Below are 21,715 nucleotides of genomic sequence, written 5' to 3'. Positions count from 1 at the left end.
CCGCATTATCCCGCAGGGGCCGGGGCCAACGGCGCCAGCAGACGCTGCGCTTTGGCGATTTGCTGCAGGCCGCGCCGCAGCTCGCTGCAGGCGCGCAGCCAGGCATCCATCGTCGCCAGCGGCACGGCCCCTTGGGCGCCCAAGCGCAGCAGCGCCGCTTTGAGCACGGCGTAGGCATCTTCGGCTTCGGCCAGCGCGGCCTCCACCGCCTGCGCGTCCAGCCCCGGCGCCTGCTCCAGCGGCACCAACAACGCCAACGCGCGCTGGCGCAGCGCCGCCAGCTCCAGCAGCGGCAAGCCCGGCTCGGGCGCCGACCAGGGCGCCAGCGCCTCGGCCGCCTCCTGCGCCTGCTCCACCGCCACTTCGGCGTAGCGCGCCGCGCGCATCAGGTCGGGCAGGTGCTCGGCGCTGTCGCGGCTCATCTCGGCGCGCTGCAGACGGACGATGAAATCGCCCACCGCTTGCGCCAGCCGATGCGCGACCCCGTGCGCCGTGGCCAGGCGCTGGCGCGCCTGTGCCTCATCCGCCTGCGCGGTCACCCCCCAAGCGGGCAGATCGACCACCGTGCGCAGGGAGCGCGCCGCCAGCATGCGCAAGCGCACCAGCTCGCGGCGCAGCGCGTCGAGCGCCAGCACCGGCACGCTCAACACCGTGGGGTCGAGGTAGCGGGGCCGGGCCTCGTCCTCTTCGGCGGCGCGAAATTGCTGCTGCAGCCACGCCGCCAGCCGGTCACCCAGCGGCCACATCAGCAGCACCCCCAACACGTTGAACACGGTATGAAACAGCGCCACCGTCAGCGCCGGGGCCGCTGGCATGCCCAGCGCCTGCTTGAGGCGCAACAGCGCATCCACCAACCACGGCAGCAGCGCCAGCGCCACCAGACCGGTGAGCACGTTGAACAGCACATGGGCGCTGGCGGCGCGGCGCGCGTTGGCCGTGGCCCCCAAGGCCGCGATGACGGCCGTGACCGTGGTGCCGATGTTGGCGCCGATGACCACCGCCGCCGCCCCCTGCGCGCCGATCAGCCCGGCCTGCGCCGCGCTCAGCGTCACGGTCAGTGAGGCGCTGGAACTTTGCATGAGGATGGTCAGCACCAACCCGATGAGCAGCTGCGCCAACACCGCCGTCCACCCGGTGCCGGCGGGCAGCTCAATGCGCTGGGCCACGCCGCCGAAGGCGTCTTTGAGCACCTCGATGCCGAAAAACAGCAGCCCGAAGCCCGCCAGGGCCGTACCCAAGGCGGCGCGGCGCGACCCCGCGCCCGTCAGACGCAGCCCCACGCCCAGCCCTACGAGTGGCAGCGCCAGCGCGTCGATCTTGACGCCAAAGCCCAGCACCGCCACGATCCACCCGGTCATGGTGGTGCCGACGTTGGCGCCAAACAACACCCACAACGCGCCGCCGAGCGTCAACAGCCCGGCGTTGACGAAGCCGATCGTGGCCACCGTCACGGCGCTGGAGGATTGCACCAGGGCCGTGACCAACACGCCGGCCAGCAGCCCGCGCCAGCGCGTGGCCGTGGACGCGGCCAGCAAGCGCTCCAGCGACGGCCCCGCCGCCAGGCGCAGGCCGTCCGTCATGAGCTCCATGCCCAGCAGGAACAGGCCCACGCCGCCGAGCAAGCCGGCGAGCAGGCCCAGGGCCTCGGCGTCCACCGTGGATCAGTGCGCGGTGGGTTGCGACCCCGGGGTCTCGGACCCCGTCGGGGCCGCATCCTCCTGCGGCCAGTCGCGGATGTAGGCTTTGAGCATCTGGTTCTCGAAGCTTTGCATCTCCACCACCGCCCTGGCCACGTCGTAGAAGCTGATCACCCCCATGAGCATGCCCCCGTCCATGACCGGCATGTAGCGCGTGTGACGCTCGAGCATCATGGGGCGCACCTGGTCGAGCTCGGTCTCGGGGGTGCAGGTCATCGGGTGGTCGTCCATGATGCTGCGCACCGTGACATTGCCCACCGTGCCGCCGTTGCGGGCAATGGAGTCGATCACCTCGCGAAAGGTGAGCATGCCAACGAGCTGGCCGTGCTCCATGACCGCGAGCGAACCGATGTCGTATTGCGCCATCGTCTCGACCGCGCGGGCCAACGGCTCATCGGGCGATACCGTATAGAGCGTGCCGCCTTTGACACGCAAAATGTCACGGACTTTCATGGTGGGGCTCCTGTTGTCTCGAAGGCGCGGCGTCTGATGCGCCGTGCGAGCTAATATAGATCACAACACGAGGAGACACCATGCCCGGTTACGCCGATCCTGGCTTCGACACCCTGGCGCTGCACGCCGGCGCCGCCCCGGACCCCGCCACCGGCGCGCGCGCCGTGCCGATCCACTTGAGCACGTCGTTCGTCTTCGAATCGACCGACCAAGCCGCCGCGCTGTTCAACCTCGAGCGCGCGGGGCACGTCTACAGCCGCATCAGCAACCCCACCAACGCGGTGCTGGAGCAGCGCGTCGCCGCGCTGGAAGGGGGCATCGCCGGTATCGCCACCGCCAGCGGGCAGGCCGCGCTGCACCTGGCCATCGCCACGCTCATGGGCGCCGGTGGCCACATCGTCGCCTCCAGCGCGCTCTACGGCGGCAGCCACAACCTGCTGCACCACACGCTGCGCCGCTTTGGCATCGAGACCACCTTCGTGGCGCCGGGCGACCTGGATGCCTGGCGCGCCGCGGTGCGGCCCAACACCCGCCTGTTCTTCGGCGAGACGGTCGGCAACCCGGGGCTGGACGTGCTGGACATCCCTGCCGTGGCCGACATCGCCCACGCCGCGGGCGTGCCGCTGCTGGTGGACTCGACGCTGACCACGCCCTGGCTGATCCAGCCGCTGTCCCTGGGGGCGGATCTCGTCTACCACTCGGCCACCAAATTCCTCAGCGGGCACGGTACTGTCATCGGTGGCGTGGTGGTCGATGGTGGCCGCTTCGACTGGGAGGCCGCGCACGCGCGCGATGGGCGGTTTGCCGAACTCACCGAGCCCTACGAGGGCTTTCACGGCATGGTGTTCAGCGAGGAGTCCACCGTCGGCGCCTTTACCCTGCGCGCGCGCCGCGAGGGGCTGCGCGACTTTGGCGCCTGCATGAGCCCGCACACGGCCTGGTTGATCCTGCAGGGCATCGAAACGCTGCCGCTGCGCATGGCGCGCCACATGGCCAACACCGAACGGGTGGTGGCATTCCTGGCCGCCCACCCGATGGTGGCGCGCGTGGGCCATCCGCTGCTGCCGGACCATCCCAGCCACGCGCTGGCCCAGCGGCTGCTGCCGCGCGGGGCGGGCAGCGTCTTCAGCTTCGACCTCAAGGGCAGCCGTGCGCAGGGCCGCGCCTTCATCGAGGCGCTGCGGCTGTTTAGCCACCTGGCCAACGTGGGCGACTGCCGCAGCCTGGTCATCCACCCCGCCAGCACGACGCACTTCCGCATGAGCGACGAGGCGCTGGCCGCCGCCGGCATCGGGCCCGGGACGATACGCCTGTCGATCGGGCTGGAGGACCCGGACGATCTGATCGACGACCTCAAGCGCGCTCTCAAAGCCGCGGAAAAAGCCGCCTGACCCGGGAGGACCCTGACCATGCTCATCGACGTCCACGGCGCTGCGCTCTACGCCTACACCGGGGGCCGGCCCTTCGACCCCGCCCGCCCGAGCGTGGTGTTCATCCACGGGGTGCTCAACGACCACAGCGTGTGGATTTTGCAGACACGCTACCTGGCGCACCACGGCTTCAACGTGCTGGCCATCGACCTGCCGGGGCACGGCAGAAGCGGGGGCGACGCCCCCGCCAGTGTCCAGGACGGCGCGCGCGCGGTGCTCGGCCTGCTCCAGGCGCTGGGCATCGAGCGCGCCGCGCTCGTGGGCCACAGCTTTGGCTCGCTGATCGCCTTGCAGGCCGCCGCCGACGCGCCCGAGCGCGTGGCCCGCTTGTCGCTGGTCGGCACCGCCTACCCGATGCGCGTCTCGCCCGCCCTGCTGGACTCTTCGCTGAACACGCCCGAGAAGGCCATCGAGATGGTCAACGTCTTTAGCCATTCCACGCTGGCCCCACCGCCATCGGCCCTGGGGCCCGGCACCTGGCTCTACGGGGGATCGCGCGCCTTGATGCAGCGGGTGCTGGCAAGCAACCCGCATGTCAATGTGTTTCATCGCGGTTTCGTCGCCTGCGACCGCTACCAGGGCGGCGAAACGGCGGCGCGCGCGTTGCGCTGCCCGGTGCAGTTCATCCTGGGCACACGCGACCAAATGACGCCGCCCAAGGCGGCGCAGCCGCTCATCGACGGCGCGCGCGCCGCTGGCGTGCCGGTCGAGGTGGTGCGGCTCGCCGCGGGCCATGCGCTCATGACCGAAGCCCCCGACGGCGTGCTCGACGCCCTGCACGCCTTTTTGCGCCCGCTCACGGCCACCGCCGGCGCGGTTTGATCCCCGTACGGTACCGCAACGCGACGATGACGCAAGCGAACCACCCCACCCAGCGGGCCACGGTGACGGCGGCGGACATCACCCCGCCCCTGCCGCCCGAGCGCGCGGCGGCGATCGCGGCGGACTTCGACCTGCGGCGCCTGCCACCCGCGTTTTTGGCCAACCCCTACCCGGTCTATGCCGTGCTGCGCGAGCGCGACCCCGTGCGCGCCATGCCCGACGGCACGTGGTTCCTCACCCGCCACGCCGATCTGGTGGCGGTCTACCGCGACGCGGCCACCTTCAGCTCGGACAAGCACGTCGAATTTGCCCCCAAATACGGCACCGACTCGCCGCTGTACGAGCACCACACCACCAGCCTGGTGTTCAACGACCCGCCGCTGCACACGCGCGTGCGCAAGCTGATCATGGGTGCGCTGACGCGGCGCGCCATCGCCGACCTGGAGCCCGGGTTGATCGCACTGGTCGATGGCCTGCTCGATGCCATCGAGGCGCGCGGGTCGGGCGACCTGATCGAAGACTTTGCCGCTGCCATCCCGGTGGAGATCATCGGCAACCTGCTGGGCGTGCCGCACGATGAGCGCGGCCCGCTGCGCGGCTGGTCGCTGGCCATCCTGGGCGCGCTGGAGCCGGTGCTGACCCCGGCGCAGCAGCAAGCGGGCGAGCGCGCCGTGCGCGAAATGCTGGACTACCTGCGTGGGCTGGTGGCCGAGCGGCGCCGCCACCCGCTGGACCCGCAGCGCGACGTGCTCACGCGGCTGATTCAGGGCGAAGGCGACGGCGAGCGCCTGACCGAGACCGAGCTGTTGCACAACTGCATCTTCTTGCTCAACGCCGGGCACGAGACGACCACCAACCTGATCGGCAACGCGCTGGTGTGCCTGCACGAGTGGCCGCAGGAGAAGGCCCGGCTGCTGCAGCGCCTGCACGAGGCGCGCGACGACCGCGAGCGGCAGGAGGCCATCCTGAGCGCGGCGGTGGACGAGTTTTTGCGCTTCGAGTCCTCCAACCAACTGGGCAACCGGCGCGCGCTGCGCGAGGCCGAGATCGGCGGCGTGCGGCTGCCGGCCGGTGCCCTGGTGACACTGTGCATCGGTGCGGCCAACCGCGATCCAGCCGTGTTTGCCGACCCCGAGCGGCTGGACCTGAGCCGCACCGACAACCGCCACCTGGCCTTTGGGTTTGGCGTGCACCAGTGCGCGGGGCTGAGCCTGGCGAGGCTGGAGGGCCGCATCGCCATCGGGCGCTTCCTGGCGCGCTTTCCGCGCTATGCGCTGAGCGAGCCGCCCGTGCGCGGCGGGCGGGCGCGCTTTCGGGGCTTTTTGCGCGCGCCGTTCGTCACGGCGGCGTGACCGAGGGCAGATGCGCGTGCGGCCGCGGCAGCACCGCCGCCACCGAGGTGGCCTCCAGCGGCAGCGCGCGCCAGACGCCAGCGGTGGCCTCGTCCTGGGCCAGCCACAGCACGCGCGCCAGCTCCGCGAGCCGGCGCTGGTGCAGATCGACCAGCAGCACCCAGCGGCCCTCGCCATCGCTGAGCCGCCCCACCCAACCCAACGCCTGCAGCGCACTCAGCGTCTGCTCCACCTGCAGCGGATCCACGCGCAGCCGCTGCGCCAGCGCGTGCGCAGACAGCCCCGGCGCGGGTGGCTGCCGGCTGGTCTGCAATTCGGCCAACAGCTCCAGCGCCAGCTGGAACCCCCACCCCGGGGTGTCGCCACGCCGCGCCACGCCCGCGAGCAGCACCGGCAAATAGGCGACGATCACGGCACCCAGCAGCACGATCAGCCACACCAGGTACAGCCAAATGAGCAGGATGGGCAGCGTCGCGAACGCCCCGTAGACGGCGGAGTAGGTCGGCACCGTGCGCAAGTACCAGCCCAGCGCGGCCTGCGCCAGCTCCAGCGCCGCGGTGGCAAACACGGCCCCCAACAGGGCGTGGCGGGTCTGCACCTCGGCGTTGGGCACGAAGCGGTAGAGCGCCGTCATGCCACCCACCACGGCAGCCAGCCCCACCACGTCCAACACCAGACGCACCCCCTCGTGCACCGCCGGCAACCACCCGCGCGACGCCGACAGCGCGTAGGAACTGGCGCCCAGCGCCGCCGCGATGACCACCGGCCCCAGCGTCAGCAGCGCCCAATACACCAGCACGCGCTGCGCCAGCGGGCGCAAACGCCGCACGCGCCATATGTCGTTGAGCTGGCGGTCGATGGTCAGCACCAGCGCCAGCGCCGTCACCAGCAGCAACACGGCCCCGCTCCAGCCAATCTGCGCCGCTTTGGCGGAAAACTGCCACAGGTAGTTCGACACCTGGCGGGCGATGTGGTCGGGCACCAGCGCCTCCACCATCCAGCGCTGCAGGCGCTGCTCCAGCCGCGCAAACGCCGGAAATGCCGAAAACACCGCCAGCGCCACGGTCAGCAAGGGCACCAGCGAGATCGTGGTGGTAAACGTCAGGCTGCCCGCGGCCACGGCCAGCCGATCCTGCGCAAAACGCTCGCGCAGCACGTGCCAGGTGGTGCGCCACGGAAACCCGCGCGCCCCCTGCCACGCCTGCTGCCACCACGGGCGCGGCTCGGCGGCGCGGGCCGGGTCGGGCACGGGACGCGGGGGCGTATCGGGTGTGCGCATCCCGCTATCATGCCAGCCCATGGCCGACGCTCTTCCCTCCCCCACGCCCGCGGTGCACGCCGACCCCGCGGCCCTGGCGCAGGCGCGCTGGACGCGCGCCGTGGCGGTGGCCTGCCTGCTGGGGCTGATCGTGCTGGGGCTGGCGTGGGAGCTGTGGCTGGCGCCGCTGCGGCCCGGCGGCTCGTGGTGGGCGCTCAAGGTCCTGCCGCTGACGCTGCCGTTGCCCGGCCTGTTGCGCCACCGCATGTACACCTACCGCTGGCTGAGCCTGCTGGTGTGGCTCTACTTTACCGAAGGCATGGTGCGCGCCACCAGCGAACAGGGCCTGTCGGTCGCCTTGGCGTGGGGCCAGGTCGCGCTGTGCGTGGGGCTGTTTGCGGCCAGCGCGGCGCACGTGCGGCTGCGCCTGCGCGCAGCGCGCCGGGCCGGCACCCTGCCAACGGAGGGCCCGGCGCAAGCGGAGGGGAACGATGGCCCATGACGCCCTGTTGAACGACCTGCGCGCCGCCGTGGGTGCGGCGCACGTGTTGACCGCGGGCGATACCGACCTCACCCCCTGGGAGCAGGACTGGCGCCGGCGCCACCGTGGCCGCGCGCTGGCCGTGGTGCGCCCCGCCAGCACCGCCGAGGTGGCCGCGGTGGTACGCCTGTGCGGCCAGCACGGCGTGGCGATCGTGCCGCAGGGCGGCAACACCGGGCTGGTGTTGGGCGGTGTGCCCGATGGCAGCGGCACGCAGGTGGTGTTGAGCACCACGCGGCTGCAGCGCATCCGCGCCCTCGATGCCGCCAACCTGACGCTGACGGTGGAAGCCGGCTGCATCCTGCAAACCGCGCAGCAGGCGGCGGCCGAAGCTGGGCTGTGGCTGCCGCTGAGCCTGGCTGCCGAGGGCAGTTGCACCATCGGCGGCAACCTGGCCACCAACGCTGGCGGCACGCAGGTGCTGCGGTTTGGCAACGCGCGCGACCTGTGTCTGGGGCTGGAGGTGGTCACCGCCGACGGCCGCGTCTGGGACGGCCTGGGTGGGCTGCGCAAGGACAACACCGGCTACGACCTGCGCCACCTGTTCATCGGCAGCGAAGGGACGCTGGGCATCATCACCGCGGCCGTGCTCAAGCTGGTGCCGCAGCCTGCTGCGCAACTGACGGCCTGGGCTGCGGTCCCCAGCCTGGACGCGGCGGTGGCGCTGCTCGGACTGGCGCAGCGGCGCTTGGGCCCGGGGTTGACCGGCTTCGAAGCCATGAACCGCCTGGCGCTGCAACTGGTGCAGCGGCATTTTCCGCAGCTGAGCGTGCCCCTGGCCGACGCCGCGCCGTACGCGGTGCTGCTCGAACTCAGCGACGACGAAGGCGAAGCGCACGCACGCGCACGGCTGGAAGCGCTGCTGGGCGACGCGCTGCAAAACGGCTGCGCAGCGGATGCCGTGGTGGCCGCCAACCTGGCGCAGGCGCGCACGTTGTGGCACATCCGCGAGAGCATCCCGCTGGCACAGGCCGAGGAGGGCCTCAACGTCAAGCACGACATCAGCGTGCCGGTGTCGCGCATCCCCGCCTTCTGCGCCCAGGCCGAAGCCGCCTTGGCGCAGACGGTGCCCGGCGCGCGGCTGGTCAATTTCGGCCACCTGGGGGACGGCAATTTGCATTTCAACGTGCAATGCCCCGATGGCGCCGACGCGGCCGCCTTTTTGCGTGCGCACGAGGCGCGCATCAACGCGCTGGTGTACGACCATGTGCAGCGGCACGGCGGCTCGATCAGCGCCGAGCACGGCATCGGCGGCCTCAAAGCCGCCCTCCTGCCGCGCTACAAAGATCCGGTGGCGCTGGCGCTGATGCGCTCGATCAAACAGGCGCTGGACCCGCACGGACGCTTCAACCCCGGACGGCTGCTGGCGTGAGCGCAGCCGGCGATAATCGGCGCTATGAATGCGCGCCCGATCCGCCACCAGTACGAGGACTTCATGCGCCACGTGTTCGAGCACGGCACGCTCAAACACGACCGCACCGGCGTGGGCACGCGCAGCGTGTTCGGCTACCAAATGCGTTTCGACCTGTCGGAAGGGTTTCCGCTCGTCACGACCAAGAAGCTGCACATCAAATCCATCGTCTACGAGTTGCTGTGGTTTTTGCGCGGCGAGCGCAACGTCCGCTGGCTGCAAGAGCGCGGCGTGACCATCTGGGACGAATGGGCGCGGGAGGACGGCGACCTGGGGCCGATCTACGGCGTGCAGTGGCGCAGCTGGCCCACCCCCGATGGCGGCCACATCGACCAGATCCGTGAGGTGCTGCACACGCTGCGCACCAACCCGGACTCGCGCCGCATCATCGTCAGCGCCTGGAACGTGGCCGACCTGCCCCACATGGCCCTGGCGCCCTGCCACGCCCTGTTCCAGTTCTACGTCGCCGATGGCAAGCTCTCGTGCCAGCTCTACCAGCGCAGCGCCGACGTTTTTTTGGGCGTGCCGTTCAACATCGCCAGCTACGCACTGCTGACGCACATGATCGCGCAGCAATGCGACCTGGGGGTGGGCGATTTCATCTGGACCGGCGGCGACTGCCACATCTACCTCAACCACCTGGAGCAGGTGCAGCTGCAGCTCAGCCGCACGCCCTACCCCTATCCGGAGCTGCGCATCCAGCGCCGCCCCCCTTCGCTGTTCGAGTACGCATTCGACGACTTTGCCTTCGTCGACTACCAGCACCACCCGGCCATCAAGGCGCCGGTGGCGGTCTGAACGGGCACCGCCATGCTCAACCGCGCCCAGACACTGGGCCTGGTGGCGCTGACCCTGATGTGGGGCGTCAACTGGCCGGTGATGAAGCTGTCGCTGCAGGAGCTCTCGCCCCTGTTCTTTCGCGCCCTGACGATGACCGGTGGCGCGCTGTGGCTGCTGGCCTTTTACCGCTGGCGCGGCGTGCGGCTGCGGCCGACCGGGCGCGAATGACGCAGCATCGTGACCCTGGCGGTGCCCAACATGCTCGGCTGGCACACGCTGGCCATCTTCGGGGTGGCGGCGCTGGCGTCGGGGCGCGCGGCGATACTGGGCTTTACCATGCCGGTGTGGACGGTGCTGCTGGGCGCGCTGTTTTTTGGCCAACCGCTGACACGCCGCTCCGCCGTGGCGGCACTGGCGGTTGCGGGCGCCGTGGCGCTGCTGCTGGCCGACGAGCTGGCCGCCATGGCCGGCCGCCCCGTGGGCGTGGCGGTGATGCTGGGGGCGGCGCTGAGCTGGGCCATCGGCACGCTGATGATGCGCCGCGCCCACTTGACGCTGCCGGTGGAGGCGTTGACCGTCTGGATGATGCTGCTGACCGCCGCCACGCTGTGGGTGTTGGCGCTGGCGTTCGAGCCCTGGCCGCACTGGCGCTTCAGCGCGCGCATGTGGGGCCTGCTCGCCTATGGCGTGTTGTTCAATTACGGCTTTGCGCAGATCATTTGGTTTTCGCTGGCGCGGCACCTGCCGCCCGCCACCAGCGCGATGAGCGTGATGATGGTGCCGCTCATCGGCACCGCCAGCGCCACGGTGATCGCCGGCGAATGGCCGCGCTGGACCGACGGCGTGGCCGTGGTGTGCGTGATGGCGGCCATCGCCGCCGTGCTGGTGCCGCCAGCGGTGTGGCGCGGGCTGCTCAAGCGCTGAGCGCGACCAGCCGGTCCGGCAGCCCTGCCCCCGAGTGCGCCGAAACCGCCACCCGTCAGGCGCGCGGCAAGGTCACACCGCGTTGCCCTTGGTATTTGCCACCACGGTCGCGGTACGACACCTCGCACACCTCGTCACTCTCGAAGAACAGCACCTGCGCGCAGCCCTCGCCGGCGTAGATCTTGGCCGGCAGCGGCGTGGTGTTGGAAAACTCCAGTGTCACATAACCTTCCCACTCGGGCTCGAAGGGTGTGACGTTGACGATGATGCCGCAGCGGGCGTAGGTGCTCTTGCCCAGGCAGATGGTCAGCACATTGCGCGGGATGCGAAAGTACTCCACCGTGCGCGCCAGCGCAAAGCTGTTGGGCGGGATGATGCAGTGGTCGCCATGGAAATCGACGAAGCTCTTTTCGTCGAAGGCCTTGGGGTCCACCACCGTGCTGTGGATGTTGGTAAAGACCTTGAATTCCGGGGCACAGCGAATGTCGTAGCCGTAGCTGCTGGTGCCGTAGCTGATCACCTTGCGGCCTTCGACCGCGCGGATCTGACGCGGCTCGAACGGCTCGATCATGCCGTACTGCTCCGCCATGCGGCGGATCCACTTGTCGCTTTTGATGGTCATGGTGCGGGACGCTGCGGATGATCGGCGCATTGTACGGACGCCGCCCGGTCGGCTGCCGGCCGGCGCCGGCGTTTAGCAAACGCCAAACGTGATGCCTGCCGTGCGCAGGTAGCGGCGGTAGGCGGCGCTCAGCCGATCGGCGGCGCACATCACCTCGCCGCCCTGCAGGGGCAGCCGCTTGGGTGTTTGCGATTCGAGCACCGGCTGGTCTTGCGCGAAGATGGTGGCCTGAAAACGCCGCAGCTCGTCATCGGCGGTAGCGGTGTCGGTGGTGTGCTGGACGAACCACACCCGGCAACTCTCGGGCGTGCGCGGACACGCCCACAGGATGTACGCATCGCTGGGCGCGTCGCCCTCCGGCTGCTTGTGCAACAGCGCGGCGTAGGGGCTGAGCACCTCGTAGTGGTAGCGCACCCAGGCCCCCTGCTGCGCACCGGCGGTGGCGCGCGGCTGCCAGGCCGGGTAGTCCGGCACAACGGGGCGGCCGTCGTCGGTGTGGGTGAGCGCGTGGTGCGGCACTTGGGCCTGCTGCGGCTCGCCCAACCACCCCGCATGGACGAACGCGAAGTGCGCCGTGTCGAGAAAATTTTCCACGACGCGCGGGGCGCTGGTGGCGACGTCGAACGGACCGTGCACGAGCCGGCGCGCTGGCAACACCGGCAGCGCCGGCGGCGCCGCCTGTGGCTGCCCCAGGCAGACCCAGAGCAGACCGTGGGCCTCCATCACCGCATAGCGCTGCGCGGCATGGCTGGCCGGTGGTGCAAACCCGGGCAGCGCCGGGATCTGGCGGCACTGCCCTTGCCCATCGAAACGCCAGCCGTGGTAGGGGCACTGCAACTGCCCATCGGCCACCCGCCCCAGCGACAGGCGGGCGCCGCGGTGCGGACAGCGGTCGGCAAACGCCTGCACCGCGCCCGTCGCGTCCCGCCACAGGACCAGCGGCTCCTCCAGCAACGTGAGCGGCAGCGGCGCCGTGCCCACGTCGCCGGGCAGCGCGACGGGCCACCAGTGGCCGCGCTCGACCATCAATGCCCCGACGGCAGCTTGCCTTCGACGCCCTTGACGAAGAAGTTGACCTTGTCCTTCCAGTCCTGATCGGCTTTGACGCCAGCGGCCAGCACTTCCTTGCCCGTGTTGTCCACGATCGGGCCGGTGAAGACCTCGAACTCGCCACGCTTGAGGCCAGCCTTGACCTCCTCGACCTTCTGTTTGGCCGCCTCGGGCACGACGTCAGCGATCTTGATCAGGTCGTTGACACCCTCCTTGACGCCCAGCACGGTGCGCTTGGTCTGCCAGGTGCCATCGAGCACGTCCTGCACCGCCTGGATGTAGTAGGGCCCCCAGTTGACGATGGCCGACGCCAGGTGCGCCTTGGGGCCAAAGCCGCTCATGTCGCTGTCCCAGCCAAAGGCGTACTTGCCGTTTTTCTCAGCGGTTTGCAGCACGGCGGTGGAGTCGGTGTTTTGCAGCAGCACGTCCGCGCCCTGGTTGATCAGGCTTTGCGCGGCCTCGGTTTCCTTGGGCGGATCAAACCAGCTGTTGACCCACACCACCTTGAGCTTGACGTCGGGCTTGACCGTCTGCGCCCCGAGCACGAAAGCGTTGATGTTGCGCAGCACCTCGGGGATGGGGAAGGAGCCGACGAAGCCCAGGGTGTTGGTCTTGGTCATGTGCGCGGCGATGATGCCGGCCATGTAGGTGTCCTGGTAAAAGCTCGCGTCGTAGATGCGCATGTTGGGCGCGGTCTTGTAGCCGGTGGCGTGCTCGAAGCGGACGTCCGGGAATTCTTGCGCCACCTTGAGCATCGGCTCCATATAGCCGAACGAGGTCGCGAAGATGATCTTGTTGCCCTGCGCGGCCAGGTCACGGATGACGCGCTCGGCATCCGCCCCTTCGGGCACGCTTTCGACGAAGGTGGTTTGCACCTTGTCGCCAAAATGCGCCTCGACGGCCTTGCGGCCGAGGTCATGCGCGTAGGACCAGCCCGCATCCCCCACCGGGCCAACATAGACCCAGGCCGCCTTGATCGGCTCGGCCTTCGGCGCCTCGGCTGGGGCCGGCGCCGGTGCGGCTTCTTCCTTTTTGCCGCAACCCACCAGGGCGGTGACGGCTACCAGGCCCAGCGCCGCGCTGGCCGCGGCGGTCTTGAGCCATGTGCGCTTGTGGAAATCGGTCATGAGAACACTCCTGTGACGGTCGTTGATAAAGGTAACCCTTTGCCCGCTGGGGCTGGGCAACACGCGTGGCCGGGGCTTACGCACCGGGATGGAACGGCTTGCCCAGCGACTGCGGCATGTGCGTGCGGATCCACAGCGGACTGCGCGAGATCAGCACCAACACCACGATGGTCGCCAGATACGGCATCATGGTCAGGAACTGACTCGGGATCTGCACCCCCATGCCCTGCAAATGAAACTGCAGCATGGTCACGCCACCAAACAGGTACGCACCCAGCAAAACCCGTGCCGGCCGCCAGGTGGCGAAGGTGGTCAGCGCCAACGCAATCCACCCCTTGCCGGCGATCATGCCCTCCACCCACAACGGGGTGTAGACGGTGGACACGTACGCGCCAGCCAGGCCACACAGCGCACCGCCCACCACCACGGCCAGCAAGCGGATGCGGCGCACCGGGTAGCCCAGCGCATGCGCCGAGTCGGGATTTTCGCCGACCGCGCGCAGCACCAAGCCGGTGCGGGTGCGGTCGTACACCCACATCAGCGCCAAGGCGAGCGCGACCGCTGCGTAGACCAGCCAGTGCTGGCGAAACAGCGCCACGCCGACAAAGGGCAGATCCGCCAACAACGGCACGCGCGCCGCGGTCAGCTCTGGCAGTTTGAACTGGGTGTAGGACTGCCCGGCAAACGCCGACAAGCCGGCGCCAAAAAGGCTCAACGCCAACCCGGTGGCGTATTGGTTGGTGTTCAAATAAATCACCATCCACCCAAACAGCAGCGACAACAGGGCCGCCACCGCCATGCCCGCCACCAAACCCAGTGGGTGCACGCCCAGCTGCACCACGGCGGCAAAACCGGCCAGCGCGCCACACAGCATCAGGCCCTCGGCGCCCAGGTTGACCACCCCGACCTTCTCGTTGATGAGCAGGCCCAGCGCCGCGATGGCGAGCACCGTCCCGGCGTTGAGGGAGGCAGCTATCAGCAAAGCGAGCGCGTCCATCAGGCCCTCCCCCAGCGCAAGCGGTAGTGGATGAGCGTGTCGCAGGCCAGCAGCGCGAACAGCAGCAGCCCCTGGAACACCCCGGTGATGGACTTGGGCAGTCCCAGGCGTGACTGGGCCAGCTCACCGCCAATGTAGAACATGCTCATGAGCAGGGCCGAACCGACGATGCCCACCGGATGCAGCCGCCCGACGAAGGCCACGATGATGGCGGCAAAGCCATAGCCCACCGGCACGTGCGGGGTGAGCTGGCCAAGCGGCCCCGCCACCTCCAGCGCCCCGGCCAAACCGGCCAGCGCGCCCGTGACGCCCATCGCCACCCACAGCGCGGTGCGCGACGAAAAACCCGCGTAGCGCGCCGCCAGTGGCGCCAGCCCCCCCACTTGCTGCGCAAAGCCCGCGCGGGTGCGAAACAGAAACACCCACACCGCCAGCGCCGCCAGCAACGCCAGCGGCAACCCCAGGTGCAGGCGCAAACCCGGCCACAGGCGCGGCACCTGCGCCGCCGCGTCCAGCCGCTGCGTCTGCGGGAAATTGAACCCCAGCGGGTCTTTCCACGGCCCATACACCAGGTAGTTGAGCAGCTGCACCGCCACGTACACCAGCATCAGGCTGACCAGGATCTCGTTGGCGTTGAAGCGATCGCGCAGCCAGGCTGTCACCGCCGCCCACAGCAAACCGCTCACCGCCCCCGCCAGCAGCACCAGCGGCCAAACGGGCCAGGTCTGGCCCTGCAGCGCCAGCGCCACACCGGTGGCCGCGATCGCCCCGAGCACGAATTGGCCTTCGGCGCCGATGTTCCAGACGTTGGAGCGAAAGCCAATCGCCAGCCCCACGCCGATGAGCAGCAACGGCGTGGCCTTGAGCAGCAGCTCGCTCCAGGCGCGCAGATCGCGCATCGGCTCCCAGAAAAAGACGCGCAGGCCCGCCACCGGATCTTTACCCAACAGGGCAAAGAGCGCGGTGCCGACCACCACGGTCAGCACCAAGGCCAGCAGCGGTGACGCCGCGCTCCAAGCGCGCGAGGGCTGCGCGCGCATTTCAAGCCGCAGCATGGCAGCCCTCCGCTTGTGGCGCCTGCGGCCACAGGCCTGACATCCACTCCCCGATGCGCTCGGCGCTCACCTCGGCCACTGGCACAGGGGGTGACAGGCGGCCACGCGCCATCACATACAGCCGATCGCACAGCTCGAACAGCTCGTCGAGCTCTTCGCTGACGACCAGCACTCCACAGCCGGCCTCGCGCAGCGCGACGATCTGACCCCGGATCTGGGCCGCCGCACCCACGTCCACCCCCCAGGTGGGCTGCGCGACGATGAGCAAGGTGGGCCGGGCCTCGATTTCGCGCCCGACGATGAACTTTTGCAGGTTGCCGCCCGAGAGCGACTTGGCCGCCGCATCCGGCCCGGCGGCCTTGACCCCGTAGCGGGCGATGATGTCGCGCGCCTGTGCGCGCAGCACCCCCATGCGCAACCAGCCGCCGCGACCCACCGCATCGCCACGCGTGAGCAGCAGGTTGTGCGCCAGCCCCAGGGTCGGCACCGCGCCACGCCCCAGGCGCTCTTCCGGCACGAAGTGCAGCCCTTGCCGCCGCCGCTGGCCCGGCCCCGCGCGCGAGATGTCGTGTCCGTCCAGCCAGATGGTGCCGGCTGGCGCTGCAACCGTCTCACCCGACAGCGCGCGCAGCAGCTCCGGCTGACCGTTGCCCGACACCCCGGCGATGCCGACGATCTCACCGGCGCGCACCTGCAGGTGGATGTCGTGCAAATCGGTGCCAAACGGCTCGGTGCTGGGCAGCGTCAGCCCGCGCACGTCCAGCACCACCGCGCCACTGGGGGTGCGGTGCGGCGGCAAGGCAGGCGGCTCGCTGCCGATCATCAGGCGCGACAGCTCCGCGTTGCTGGTCACACGCGGGTCGCACACCCCCGTCACGCGGCCGCCGCGCATGACGGTGCAGGTGTCGCACAGGGCGCGGATTTCGTGCAGCTTGTGGCTGATGTAGAGAATGCTGCAGCCCTCGTCGGCCAACTGGCGCAGCACGACGAACAGCCGCTCGACCGCCTGGGGCGTGAGCACGGACGTCGGCTCGTCGAGGATGAGCAACTGCGGCTGGGTCAGCAGCGCGCGCACGATCTCGACGCGCTGACGCTCGCCCACCGACAAGCTGTGCACCGGCCGGCGCGCATCGACCTCCAGGCCGTATTCGCGCGCCTTGACCTCGATGGCCTCGGTCACCTCCTGCAAGGTCAGCGTGGCGTCGAGGCCGAGCCAGACGTTTTCCGCCACGGTCAGGGTCTCGAACAGGCTGAAGTGCTGGAACACCATGCTGATGCCCAGGGCGCGTGCTTCTTGCGGGCTGCGCACGTGCACCGGGCGGCCGTTGAAGAGCATCACGCCATCGTCGGGCTTGACCGCACCGTAGATGATCTTCATCAGCGTGGACTTGCCCGCGCCGTTTTCGCCCAGCACCGCGTGGATGCTGCCGGGCAGCACCTGCAAGGAAACGTCGTCATTCGCCACCACGCCTGGGTAGCGTTTGGTGATGTGATGCAGCTCTAATCGTGGCGTCGGCCGTGACATTGCGCAATTTTGACAGATGGCGCCCACGGGTCAGTCGAACAACGACATCTGCCCGGGCACTGCCGCGGCGTCCGCCCCCCGGCGGACCGGGCGGCCGGTCGAGGCGCCCGGCGCGGGCGGACGAAAGCGCGTGACATCCAGCGGCAAGGGGTCGCGCGCCAGGCCCAGGCGGTGACACGCCTGCGCAAAACGCTGTCGCCACAAATCGGCCCACACGCCGCGCCCGGTCATACGCGCGCCAAAGGCGGCGTCGTAGTCGCGCCCGCCATGCAGGTCACGAACGCGCGCCAGCACGCGCTGCGCCCGCTGTGGGTAGTGGGCCCGCAGCCAGTCGGCAAACACGGCCTTCACCTCCCAGGGCAGGCGCAGCACGGTGTAGAACGCCCGGGTGGCGCCGGCTTCGGCCGCGGCGGCCAGCACCTGCTCCATATCGTCGTTCAGAAACGGTATTTGCGGCGCCACGCTGACCCCCACGGGCACGCCCGCGTCGGCCAGGGTGCGCACGGTGCGCAGCCGGCGCCAGGGGGCGGCCGCGCGCGGCTCCAGTCGCCGCGCCAGGTCGGCGTTGAGCGTCGTGACGGTGACGTAGACGGCGCACAGCCCGGCGCGCGCCATGGGCGCGATCAGGTCCAGGTCGCGCTCCACGCCCGAGCCCTTGGTGACCAGCACCCAGGGGTGTTGCGCCTCGTGCAGCACCTGCAGCAGCGCACGCGTGAGGCGCAGCTCGCGCTCGACGGGCTGATAGGCGTCGGTCACCGTGCCAATGGCCACCGGCGCCGGCACGTAGCCGGGCTTGGCCAGCTCGGCGCGCAGCTGCGTATCCAGCCCCCGGCGCGCCACGATCACGGTCTCGAAATCCAAGCCGGGCGAAAGGTCCAGATAGGCGTGGGTGGGGCGTGCGTAGCAGTAAGCGCAGCCATGCTCGCACCCGCGGTAAGGGTTGAGCGAGCGATCGAACCCGATGTCGGGCGATGCGTTCCAGGACAGGGCGCTGCGCGCCTCTTCCCACCGCAGCTGCGTCGGCGGCGGCTGGGGCTGCCCCGGATCCACCGGCCAACCGTCGTCGAAGGGCTCGCGCACCGCGTGCTCAAAGCGGTGCGCCAGCCGCTGGCCGCTGCCGCGCCCGCGCGGCAGTCCGGCCGGGGGCACCGGGGGCGCGGTCATGGTCGGCCGCCAACGGGCCCCAGCAGCACGGCCCGAAAATCGTTGACGTTGGTGTGGGTCGGCCCGGTGACGAACAGGTCGCCCAGCGCGGCAAAAAAACCGTAGCTGTCGTGCCGATCCAGGTGCGCGCGCGCCGACACGCCCAGCGCCCGGGCACGCGCCAGCGTGTCTGGCGTGACGAAGGCGCCGGCGTTGTCCTCGGTGCCGTCGATGCCATCGGTGTCCGCCGCCAGCGCCCAGACATCCGCCAACCCGTCCAGCGCCAGCGCCAGGCCCAGCGCAAATTCGGCCGCCCGCCCCCCGCGCGCCGGTGCGCCGTCGGCCTGGGGCGGCGTACCCACGGTCACCGTGGTCTCACCGCCGGAGAGCAACACACACGGCGCCTGAAACGGTCCGCGGCCCTGCCGGGCATAGCGCGCCAGGCCGGCGTGCACGCGGGCGACCTCACGCGACTCGCCCTCGATCGCGTCGCCCAGCACATAGGCGCGCACGCCCAGCCGCTCGGCCTCGCGCGCGGCGGCCTGCAGCGCGTCGTGGGGGGTGGCGATCAGGCGCGTGGTGCACGCCGCCCAGCGCGGATGGTCGGGCTTGGGTGTTTCGCACCGGCCAGCGGCCAGGTCCGCCCGCACGGCATCTGGCAGCGCAATGCCATAGCGGTCCAGCACCGCCAAGGCGTCGGCGGCGGTGCTGGCATCGGGCACGGTGGGCCCGCTGGCGATGACCGCCGGGTCGTCACCGGGCACGTCGCTGATGGCCAGCGTCCACACCGGTGCGGGGGCGGCCGCCAGCGCCAGCCGCCCGCCCTGGATGCGCGAGAGGTGTTTGCGCACAGTGTTCATCTCGCCGATCGAGGCGCCACTGGCCAGCAACGCACGCGTGAGCGCCTGCAACGCCGTCAGCGCCAGCCCCTCGACGGGCAGCGCAAGCAGCGCTGAGCCACCGCCGGAGATGAGCGCGATGACCAAATCGTCCGGCCCCAGGCCCTGCACCGACGCCAGCAGCCGCTGCGCCGCCTGCAGGCCCGCCTCGTCGGGGACGGGGTGGGCGGCCTCCACAATCTGCAGCCGTGCGGGCACGCCGGGCGGCCGGGGCGGCGTGTGGCCGTAGCGCGTGACCACACAGCCCGACAGTGGCGCATCGGCCGGCCAGGCGGCCTCCAGCGCATGGGCCATGGCACCAGCCGCCTTGCCCGCCCCCACCACCACGGTACGTCCGCGCGGAGGGGCAGGCAGATGCGCGGCGAGCTGGCGCTGCGGCATGGCCCGCTCGACGGCGGTGCGGTACAGGTGCGCCAACAGCGCGCGCGGTGACGCCATCAGGGACGCATCGGTGGGGTGCACGGTTCACTCCCGCAGGTCGGCGTTTGCCGTGTGAAGGGCGGCAGGCCCTGCAAAATCAAGCGGCCATAGCCCGTGGACAGCAGCCGCGGATCGTAGCAAACGATGCGCGCGCGGTCGTCCTCGCTGCGAATGGCGCGCCCCACCCATTGCAGCAACCGTATCGCCGTGGCCGGCACCACGAGGTCGAGGAACGGGTCGCGGCCACAGGCGCGCAGCCACTCGGCGCGCGCCTCGCCCACCGGATCGTCGGGTGGCGCAAAGGGCAGTTTGGTGATGAACAGGTCCTCGCACAGCGGCCCGGGCAGGTCCAGGCCCTCGCCAAAGGACTGCAGCCCAAACAGGATCGACGCCTGGCCGGCGGCCACGCGCTCGCGGTGGCGCGCCAGCAGACGCGGGCGCGGCAGCGCGCCCTGCACCAGCACGCGCTCGCGCCAGTCCGCCGGCAGGGCCGCGGCCACCCGCTGCATGTGCGCGCGCGAGGTAAACAGCACCAACGCCCCACGCCGCACGCTGGGCAGGTCGCGCAGCAGCGCCGCCTGCACCGCCGCCTGGTAGGCGGCGCTGTCGCGCGGGTCCACCCCGACGCCACCGAGCACGAGCGCCCCCTGCGCCGGGTAGTCGAACGGGCTGGGCGCCTCCAACGTCTGCACGTCCGGGTCGTCGGCCAGCCCGGCCTCGCGCAAAAAGAAGTCGAAGCGCCCACACGACGTCAGCGTGGCCGATGTCAGCACCGCCGCACGCACCCCGCCCCACAACTGCGCGCGCAGCAGCCCGGCGGGCTGGATCGGGCTGGCGTGCGCCTGCACGCGCACCGTGTCCTGCCCCGGCGCGGCGCCCCCAGCCGCCAGCGTAAACCACTTGGCCAGCGGCGCCTCGCCCGCAGCGGCCTCGTGCAGCAGCCAGCGCGCGGTGTCGTGGGCCGCCTCCAGCCGCGGCGCCAGCGTGCCCAGCTGTGCATAGCGCTGCGACAGCCGCCGGGCTTCGTCCGGACGCTCCCGCAATGCGGTGCGCAACGCGGCGCTGAGCGCACGCAAGGCGTCCAAAAACGTGGCGCTGGCCTGCACGGCGGTCTGCAGGGGTGCATCGAACCCGTCCGGCAGCCGCCCGTGCGGCAGACGCACACGCAACGGCTGTCCATCGGCTGTTGCCTCCCGCAAGCGCGCACCCCAGGCCTGCACCGCCAACCGCCCCACCTCTTGCAGGGCATGGCGCAAGCGCGCCGCCGCAGCCGGCACCTCGGCCAGCGCCTCCACTTCCACATCGGTGCCGGCCTTGAGCGCGCGGCTGGCCAGCTGGTCGATCCAGGCCAGGCGGGTCAGCCCGCAGCGGCGGCCAAACTGCTGCAGGGCAATGGCCGGCAGGTGGTGCGCTTCGTCCAGGACCAACAAGCACTGGTCCAGCTCCGGCAGCTGGCGTGAGCCCAGCGTCGACAGCAGCAGGTCGTGGTTGACGACGATCACGTGGGCGCCGCTGAGCGCCTTGCGTTGTTCGAAATACGCGCAGCCCCCGTAGAGCGGGCAGTGCCGCGCCGTACACGACGACGCTTCCGCCGCGATCGCGTGCCACCATGCCGGCTCCGGCGGCTCGGGCAGCTCGTCGCGGTCACCGCTCCAGCGCCCGTGGGCCAGGTCTTGGGCCCGGGCGCGCAGCCACGCCAGCCGATCCCCGGCATCGGCGCCCACCACGCCCCCCTCGTCGTCGTCCCCCAACTCGGGTTCCGCCTCGGGGTCGGTCAGCCAGCGTTCGAGCTTGAGACGGCACACATAGCGCCCCCGCCCTTTGGCCAGCGCAAAGCGCAGCGGCACCGGCAAGCACCGCGCGAGCGCGGGCAGATCCTGATGCACGAGCTGTTCTTGCAGCGCCACCGTGGCCGTGGAGACGACGACACGGGTTTGCCGCGCCTGCGCCGTGACGATGGCCGGCACCAGGTAGGCAAGCGACTTGCCCACCCCGGTGCCCGCCTGGATCACGGCGATGCGGCGCTGCGGCGCCTGCCCTTCAGGCTCGGTGCGGCCCAGTGTCGCCGCCGCCAGCGTCTGCGCCACGCACTGCGCCATCGCCCGTTGTCCGGGGCGCGGGCGCAGCCCGTCACCGCCGGCGATGTAGGCGTCGAACGCCGCCATCGACTGCGCCACACACCCTTCGATATCCCTCATGCAGGGAGTGT

General features: G+C 70.6%; 19 protein-coding genes and 1 pseudogene. 8 read left to right on the top strand and 12 right to left on the bottom strand.

The features are described from left to right. Positions 1 to 5: 5 nt before the first annotated feature. Entirely contained in the window at positions 6 to 1,655 is a 1,650-nt protein-coding gene (locus Tther_RS06425; protein WP_143902083.1) for a Na/Pi cotransporter family protein, read from the bottom strand. 6 nt (positions 1,656 to 1,661) lie between these two features. Continuing rightward, the gene (locus Tther_RS06420; protein ID WP_143902080.1) at positions 1,662 to 2,150 is read right to left on the bottom strand and encodes a CBS domain-containing protein; all 489 of its coding nucleotides are present in this window, start codon (positions 2,148 to 2,150) and stop codon (positions 1,662 to 1,664) included. 80 nt (positions 2,151 to 2,230) lie between these two features. Here Tther_RS06420 and Tther_RS06415 point away from each other — a divergent pair, with 80 nt between their 5' ends. The 3 genes from Tther_RS06415 to Tther_RS06405 are packed head-to-tail and all read left to right on the top strand — an operon-like array spanning position 2,231 to position 5,754. Next, a complete protein-coding gene (locus Tther_RS06415; RefSeq protein WP_143902078.1) occupies positions 2,231 to 3,541 on the top strand; it encodes an O-acetylhomoserine aminocarboxypropyltransferase in 1,311 nt (436 codons plus the stop codon). 18 nt (positions 3,542 to 3,559) lie between these two features. Then, positions 3,560 to 4,402 carry an alpha/beta fold hydrolase gene (locus tag Tther_RS06410; RefSeq protein WP_143902077.1) on the top strand — a complete coding sequence of 281 codons (843 nt, stop codon included), beginning with the start codon at positions 3,560 to 3,562 and terminating at the stop codon, positions 4,400 to 4,402. Between the two features lie 26 nt (positions 4,403 to 4,428). After that, on the top strand, positions 4,429 to 5,754 hold the full coding sequence (locus Tther_RS06405; RefSeq protein WP_143902075.1) for a cytochrome P450: 1,326 nt from the start codon (positions 4,429 to 4,431) through the stop codon (positions 5,752 to 5,754). On the opposite strand, the gene Tther_RS06400 is transcribed toward Tther_RS06405, so the two are convergent. Beyond that, the gene (locus tag Tther_RS06400; protein ID WP_143902073.1) at positions 5,741 to 7,033 is read right to left on the bottom strand and encodes a YihY family inner membrane protein; all 1,293 of its coding nucleotides are present in this window, start codon (positions 7,031 to 7,033) and stop codon (positions 5,741 to 5,743) included. The two genes, Tther_RS06405 and Tther_RS06400, sit on opposite strands and share 14 nt — an antisense overlap. Before the next feature lie 19 nt (positions 7,034 to 7,052). Between Tther_RS06400 and Tther_RS06395 the strand changes: the two genes are divergently transcribed. The 5 genes and pseudogenes from Tther_RS06395 to Tther_RS06380 all read left to right on the top strand — a co-directional run bounded on the left by Tther_RS06395 (position 7,053) and on the right by Tther_RS06380 (position 10,668). Continuing rightward, positions 7,053 to 7,514 carry a DUF2069 domain-containing protein gene (locus Tther_RS06395; protein WP_143902071.1) on the top strand — a complete coding sequence of 154 codons (462 nt, stop codon included), beginning with the start codon at positions 7,053 to 7,055 and terminating at the stop codon, positions 7,512 to 7,514. Then, complete coding sequence (locus Tther_RS06390; RefSeq protein ID WP_143902069.1) at positions 7,504 to 8,925, top strand: FAD-binding oxidoreductase; 1,422 nt, start codon at positions 7,504 to 7,506, stop codon at positions 8,923 to 8,925. Before Tther_RS06395 ends, Tther_RS06390 begins: the two co-directional genes overlap by 11 nt. A gap of 24 nt (positions 8,926 to 8,949) precedes the next feature. Beyond that, complete coding sequence (locus Tther_RS06385; RefSeq protein ID WP_143902067.1) at positions 8,950 to 9,762, top strand: thymidylate synthase; 813 nt, start codon at positions 8,950 to 8,952, stop codon at positions 9,760 to 9,762. Between the two features lie 12 nt (positions 9,763 to 9,774). Then, positions 9,775 to 10,176, top strand: a pseudogene (locus tag Tther_RS13690) (EamA family transporter); the annotation flags it as partial. Positions 10,177 to 10,206: 30 nt separating this feature from the next. Continuing rightward, the gene (locus Tther_RS06380) at positions 10,207 to 10,668 is read left to right on the top strand and encodes a DMT family transporter (RefSeq protein ID WP_342781761.1); all 462 of its coding nucleotides are present in this window, start codon (positions 10,207 to 10,209) and stop codon (positions 10,666 to 10,668) included. A gap of 55 nt (positions 10,669 to 10,723) precedes the next feature. On the opposite strand, the gene dcd is transcribed toward Tther_RS06380, so the two are convergent. The 9 genes from dcd to dinG all read right to left on the bottom strand — a co-directional run bounded on the left by dcd (position 10,724) and on the right by dinG (position 21,704). Next, positions 10,724 to 11,290 (bottom strand): dCTP deaminase, encoded by a 567-nt coding sequence (dcd, locus tag Tther_RS06375; protein WP_143902065.1) that lies wholly within the window; start codon positions 11,288 to 11,290, stop codon positions 10,724 to 10,726. A gap of 72 nt (positions 11,291 to 11,362) precedes the next feature. Further along, positions 11,363 to 12,316, bottom strand: coding sequence for an aromatic ring-hydroxylating oxygenase subunit alpha (locus Tther_RS06370; protein ID WP_143902063.1), 954 nt, complete (start codon positions 12,314 to 12,316; stop codon positions 11,363 to 11,365). Next, positions 12,316 to 13,467 (bottom strand): BMP family ABC transporter substrate-binding protein, encoded by a 1,152-nt coding sequence (locus Tther_RS06365; protein WP_143902061.1) that lies wholly within the window; start codon positions 13,465 to 13,467, stop codon positions 12,316 to 12,318. Before Tther_RS06365 ends, Tther_RS06370 begins: the two co-directional genes overlap by 1 nt. Before the next feature lie 76 nt (positions 13,468 to 13,543). Further along, the gene (locus tag Tther_RS06360; RefSeq protein WP_143902059.1) at positions 13,544 to 14,464 is read right to left on the bottom strand and encodes an ABC transporter permease; all 921 of its coding nucleotides are present in this window, start codon (positions 14,462 to 14,464) and stop codon (positions 13,544 to 13,546) included. Next, positions 14,464 to 15,519 carry an ABC transporter permease gene (locus tag Tther_RS06355; protein ID WP_143902057.1) on the bottom strand — a complete coding sequence of 352 codons (1,056 nt, stop codon included), beginning with the start codon at positions 15,517 to 15,519 and terminating at the stop codon, positions 14,464 to 14,466. The genes Tther_RS06360 and Tther_RS06355 overlap by 1 nt, the downstream gene beginning before the upstream one ends. Further along, positions 15,506 to 17,044 (bottom strand): ABC transporter ATP-binding protein, encoded by a 1,539-nt coding sequence (locus tag Tther_RS06350; RefSeq protein WP_143902055.1) that lies wholly within the window; start codon positions 17,042 to 17,044, stop codon positions 15,506 to 15,508. The genes Tther_RS06355 and Tther_RS06350 overlap by 14 nt, the downstream gene beginning before the upstream one ends. Positions 17,045 to 17,074: 30 nt before the next feature. Further along, positions 17,075 to 18,208: a PA0069 family radical SAM protein gene (locus Tther_RS06345; RefSeq protein WP_143902053.1), complete on the bottom strand. Its 1,134-nt coding sequence runs from the start codon at positions 18,206 to 18,208 to the stop codon at positions 17,075 to 17,077. Further along, a complete protein-coding gene (locus Tther_RS06340) occupies positions 18,205 to 19,524 on the bottom strand; it encodes a glycerate kinase type-2 family protein (RefSeq protein WP_143902097.1) in 1,320 nt (439 codons plus the stop codon). The genes Tther_RS06345 and Tther_RS06340 overlap by 4 nt, the downstream gene beginning before the upstream one ends. Continuing rightward, positions 19,524 to 21,704: an ATP-dependent DNA helicase DinG gene (gene dinG / locus Tther_RS06335; RefSeq protein ID WP_143902051.1), complete on the bottom strand. Its 2,181-nt coding sequence runs from the start codon at positions 21,702 to 21,704 to the stop codon at positions 19,524 to 19,526. The genes Tther_RS06340 and dinG overlap by 1 nt, the downstream gene beginning before the upstream one ends. Positions 21,705 to 21,715 lie beyond the last annotated feature (11 nt).

The organism is Tepidimonas thermarum (assembly GCF_007556705.1).
GTDB lineage: Bacteria > Pseudomonadota > Gammaproteobacteria > Burkholderiales > Burkholderiaceae_C > Tepidimonas > Tepidimonas thermarum.
This window is presented reverse-complemented; position numbering and strand designations above follow the sequence as displayed.

What these genes read in the sequence shown, in the direction of transcription:
- Tther_RS06420 (WP_143902080.1), bottom strand. Translation starts at nt 2,150, where the DNA reads ATGAAAGTCCGTGACATTTTGCGTGTCAAAGGCGGCACGCTCTATACG.
- Tther_RS06415 (WP_143902078.1), top strand. Translation starts at nt 2,231, where the DNA reads ATGCCCGGTTACGCCGATCCTGGCTTCGACACCCTGGCGCTGCACGCC.
- Tther_RS06410 (WP_143902077.1), top strand. Translation starts at nt 3,560, where the DNA reads ATGCTCATCGACGTCCACGGCGCTGCGCTCTACGCCTACACCGGGGGC.
- Tther_RS06405 (WP_143902075.1), top strand. Translation starts at nt 4,429, where the DNA reads ATGACGCAAGCGAACCACCCCACCCAGCGGGCCACGGTGACGGCGGCG.
- Tther_RS06400 (WP_143902073.1), bottom strand. Translation starts at nt 7,033, where the DNA reads ATGCGCACACCCGATACGCCCCCGCGTCCCGTGCCCGACCCGGCCCGC.
- Tther_RS06395 (WP_143902071.1), top strand. Translation starts at nt 7,053, where the DNA reads ATGGCCGACGCTCTTCCCTCCCCCACGCCCGCGGTGCACGCCGACCCC.
- Tther_RS06390 (WP_143902069.1), top strand. Translation starts at nt 7,504, where the DNA reads ATGGCCCATGACGCCCTGTTGAACGACCTGCGCGCCGCCGTGGGTGCG.
- Tther_RS06385 (WP_143902067.1), top strand. Translation starts at nt 8,950, where the DNA reads ATGAATGCGCGCCCGATCCGCCACCAGTACGAGGACTTCATGCGCCAC.
- Tther_RS06380 (WP_342781761.1), top strand. Translation starts at nt 10,207, where the DNA reads ATGGCCGGCCGCCCCGTGGGCGTGGCGGTGATGCTGGGGGCGGCGCTG.
- dcd (WP_143902065.1), bottom strand. Translation starts at nt 11,290, where the DNA reads ATGACCATCAAAAGCGACAAGTGGATCCGCCGCATGGCGGAGCAGTAC.
- Tther_RS06370 (WP_143902063.1), bottom strand. Translation starts at nt 12,316, where the DNA reads ATGGTCGAGCGCGGCCACTGGTGGCCCGTCGCGCTGCCCGGCGACGTG.
- Tther_RS06365 (WP_143902061.1), bottom strand. Translation starts at nt 13,467, where the DNA reads ATGACCGATTTCCACAAGCGCACATGGCTCAAGACCGCCGCGGCCAGC.
- Tther_RS06360 (WP_143902059.1), bottom strand. Translation starts at nt 14,464, where the DNA reads ATGGACGCGCTCGCTTTGCTGATAGCTGCCTCCCTCAACGCCGGGACG.
- Tther_RS06355 (WP_143902057.1), bottom strand. Translation starts at nt 15,519, where the DNA reads ATGCTGCGGCTTGAAATGCGCGCGCAGCCCTCGCGCGCTTGGAGCGCG.
- Tther_RS06350 (WP_143902055.1), bottom strand. Translation starts at nt 17,044, where the DNA reads ATGTCACGGCCGACGCCACGATTAGAGCTGCATCACATCACCAAACGC.
- Tther_RS06345 (WP_143902053.1), bottom strand. Translation starts at nt 18,208, where the DNA reads ATGACCGCGCCCCCGGTGCCCCCGGCCGGACTGCCGCGCGGGCGCGGC.
- Tther_RS06340 (WP_143902097.1), bottom strand. Translation starts at nt 19,524, where the DNA reads ATGGCGTCACCGCGCGCGCTGTTGGCGCACCTGTACCGCACCGCCGTC.
- dinG (WP_143902051.1), bottom strand. Translation starts at nt 21,704, where the DNA reads ATGAGGGATATCGAAGGGTGTGTGGCGCAGTCGATGGCGGCGTTCGAC.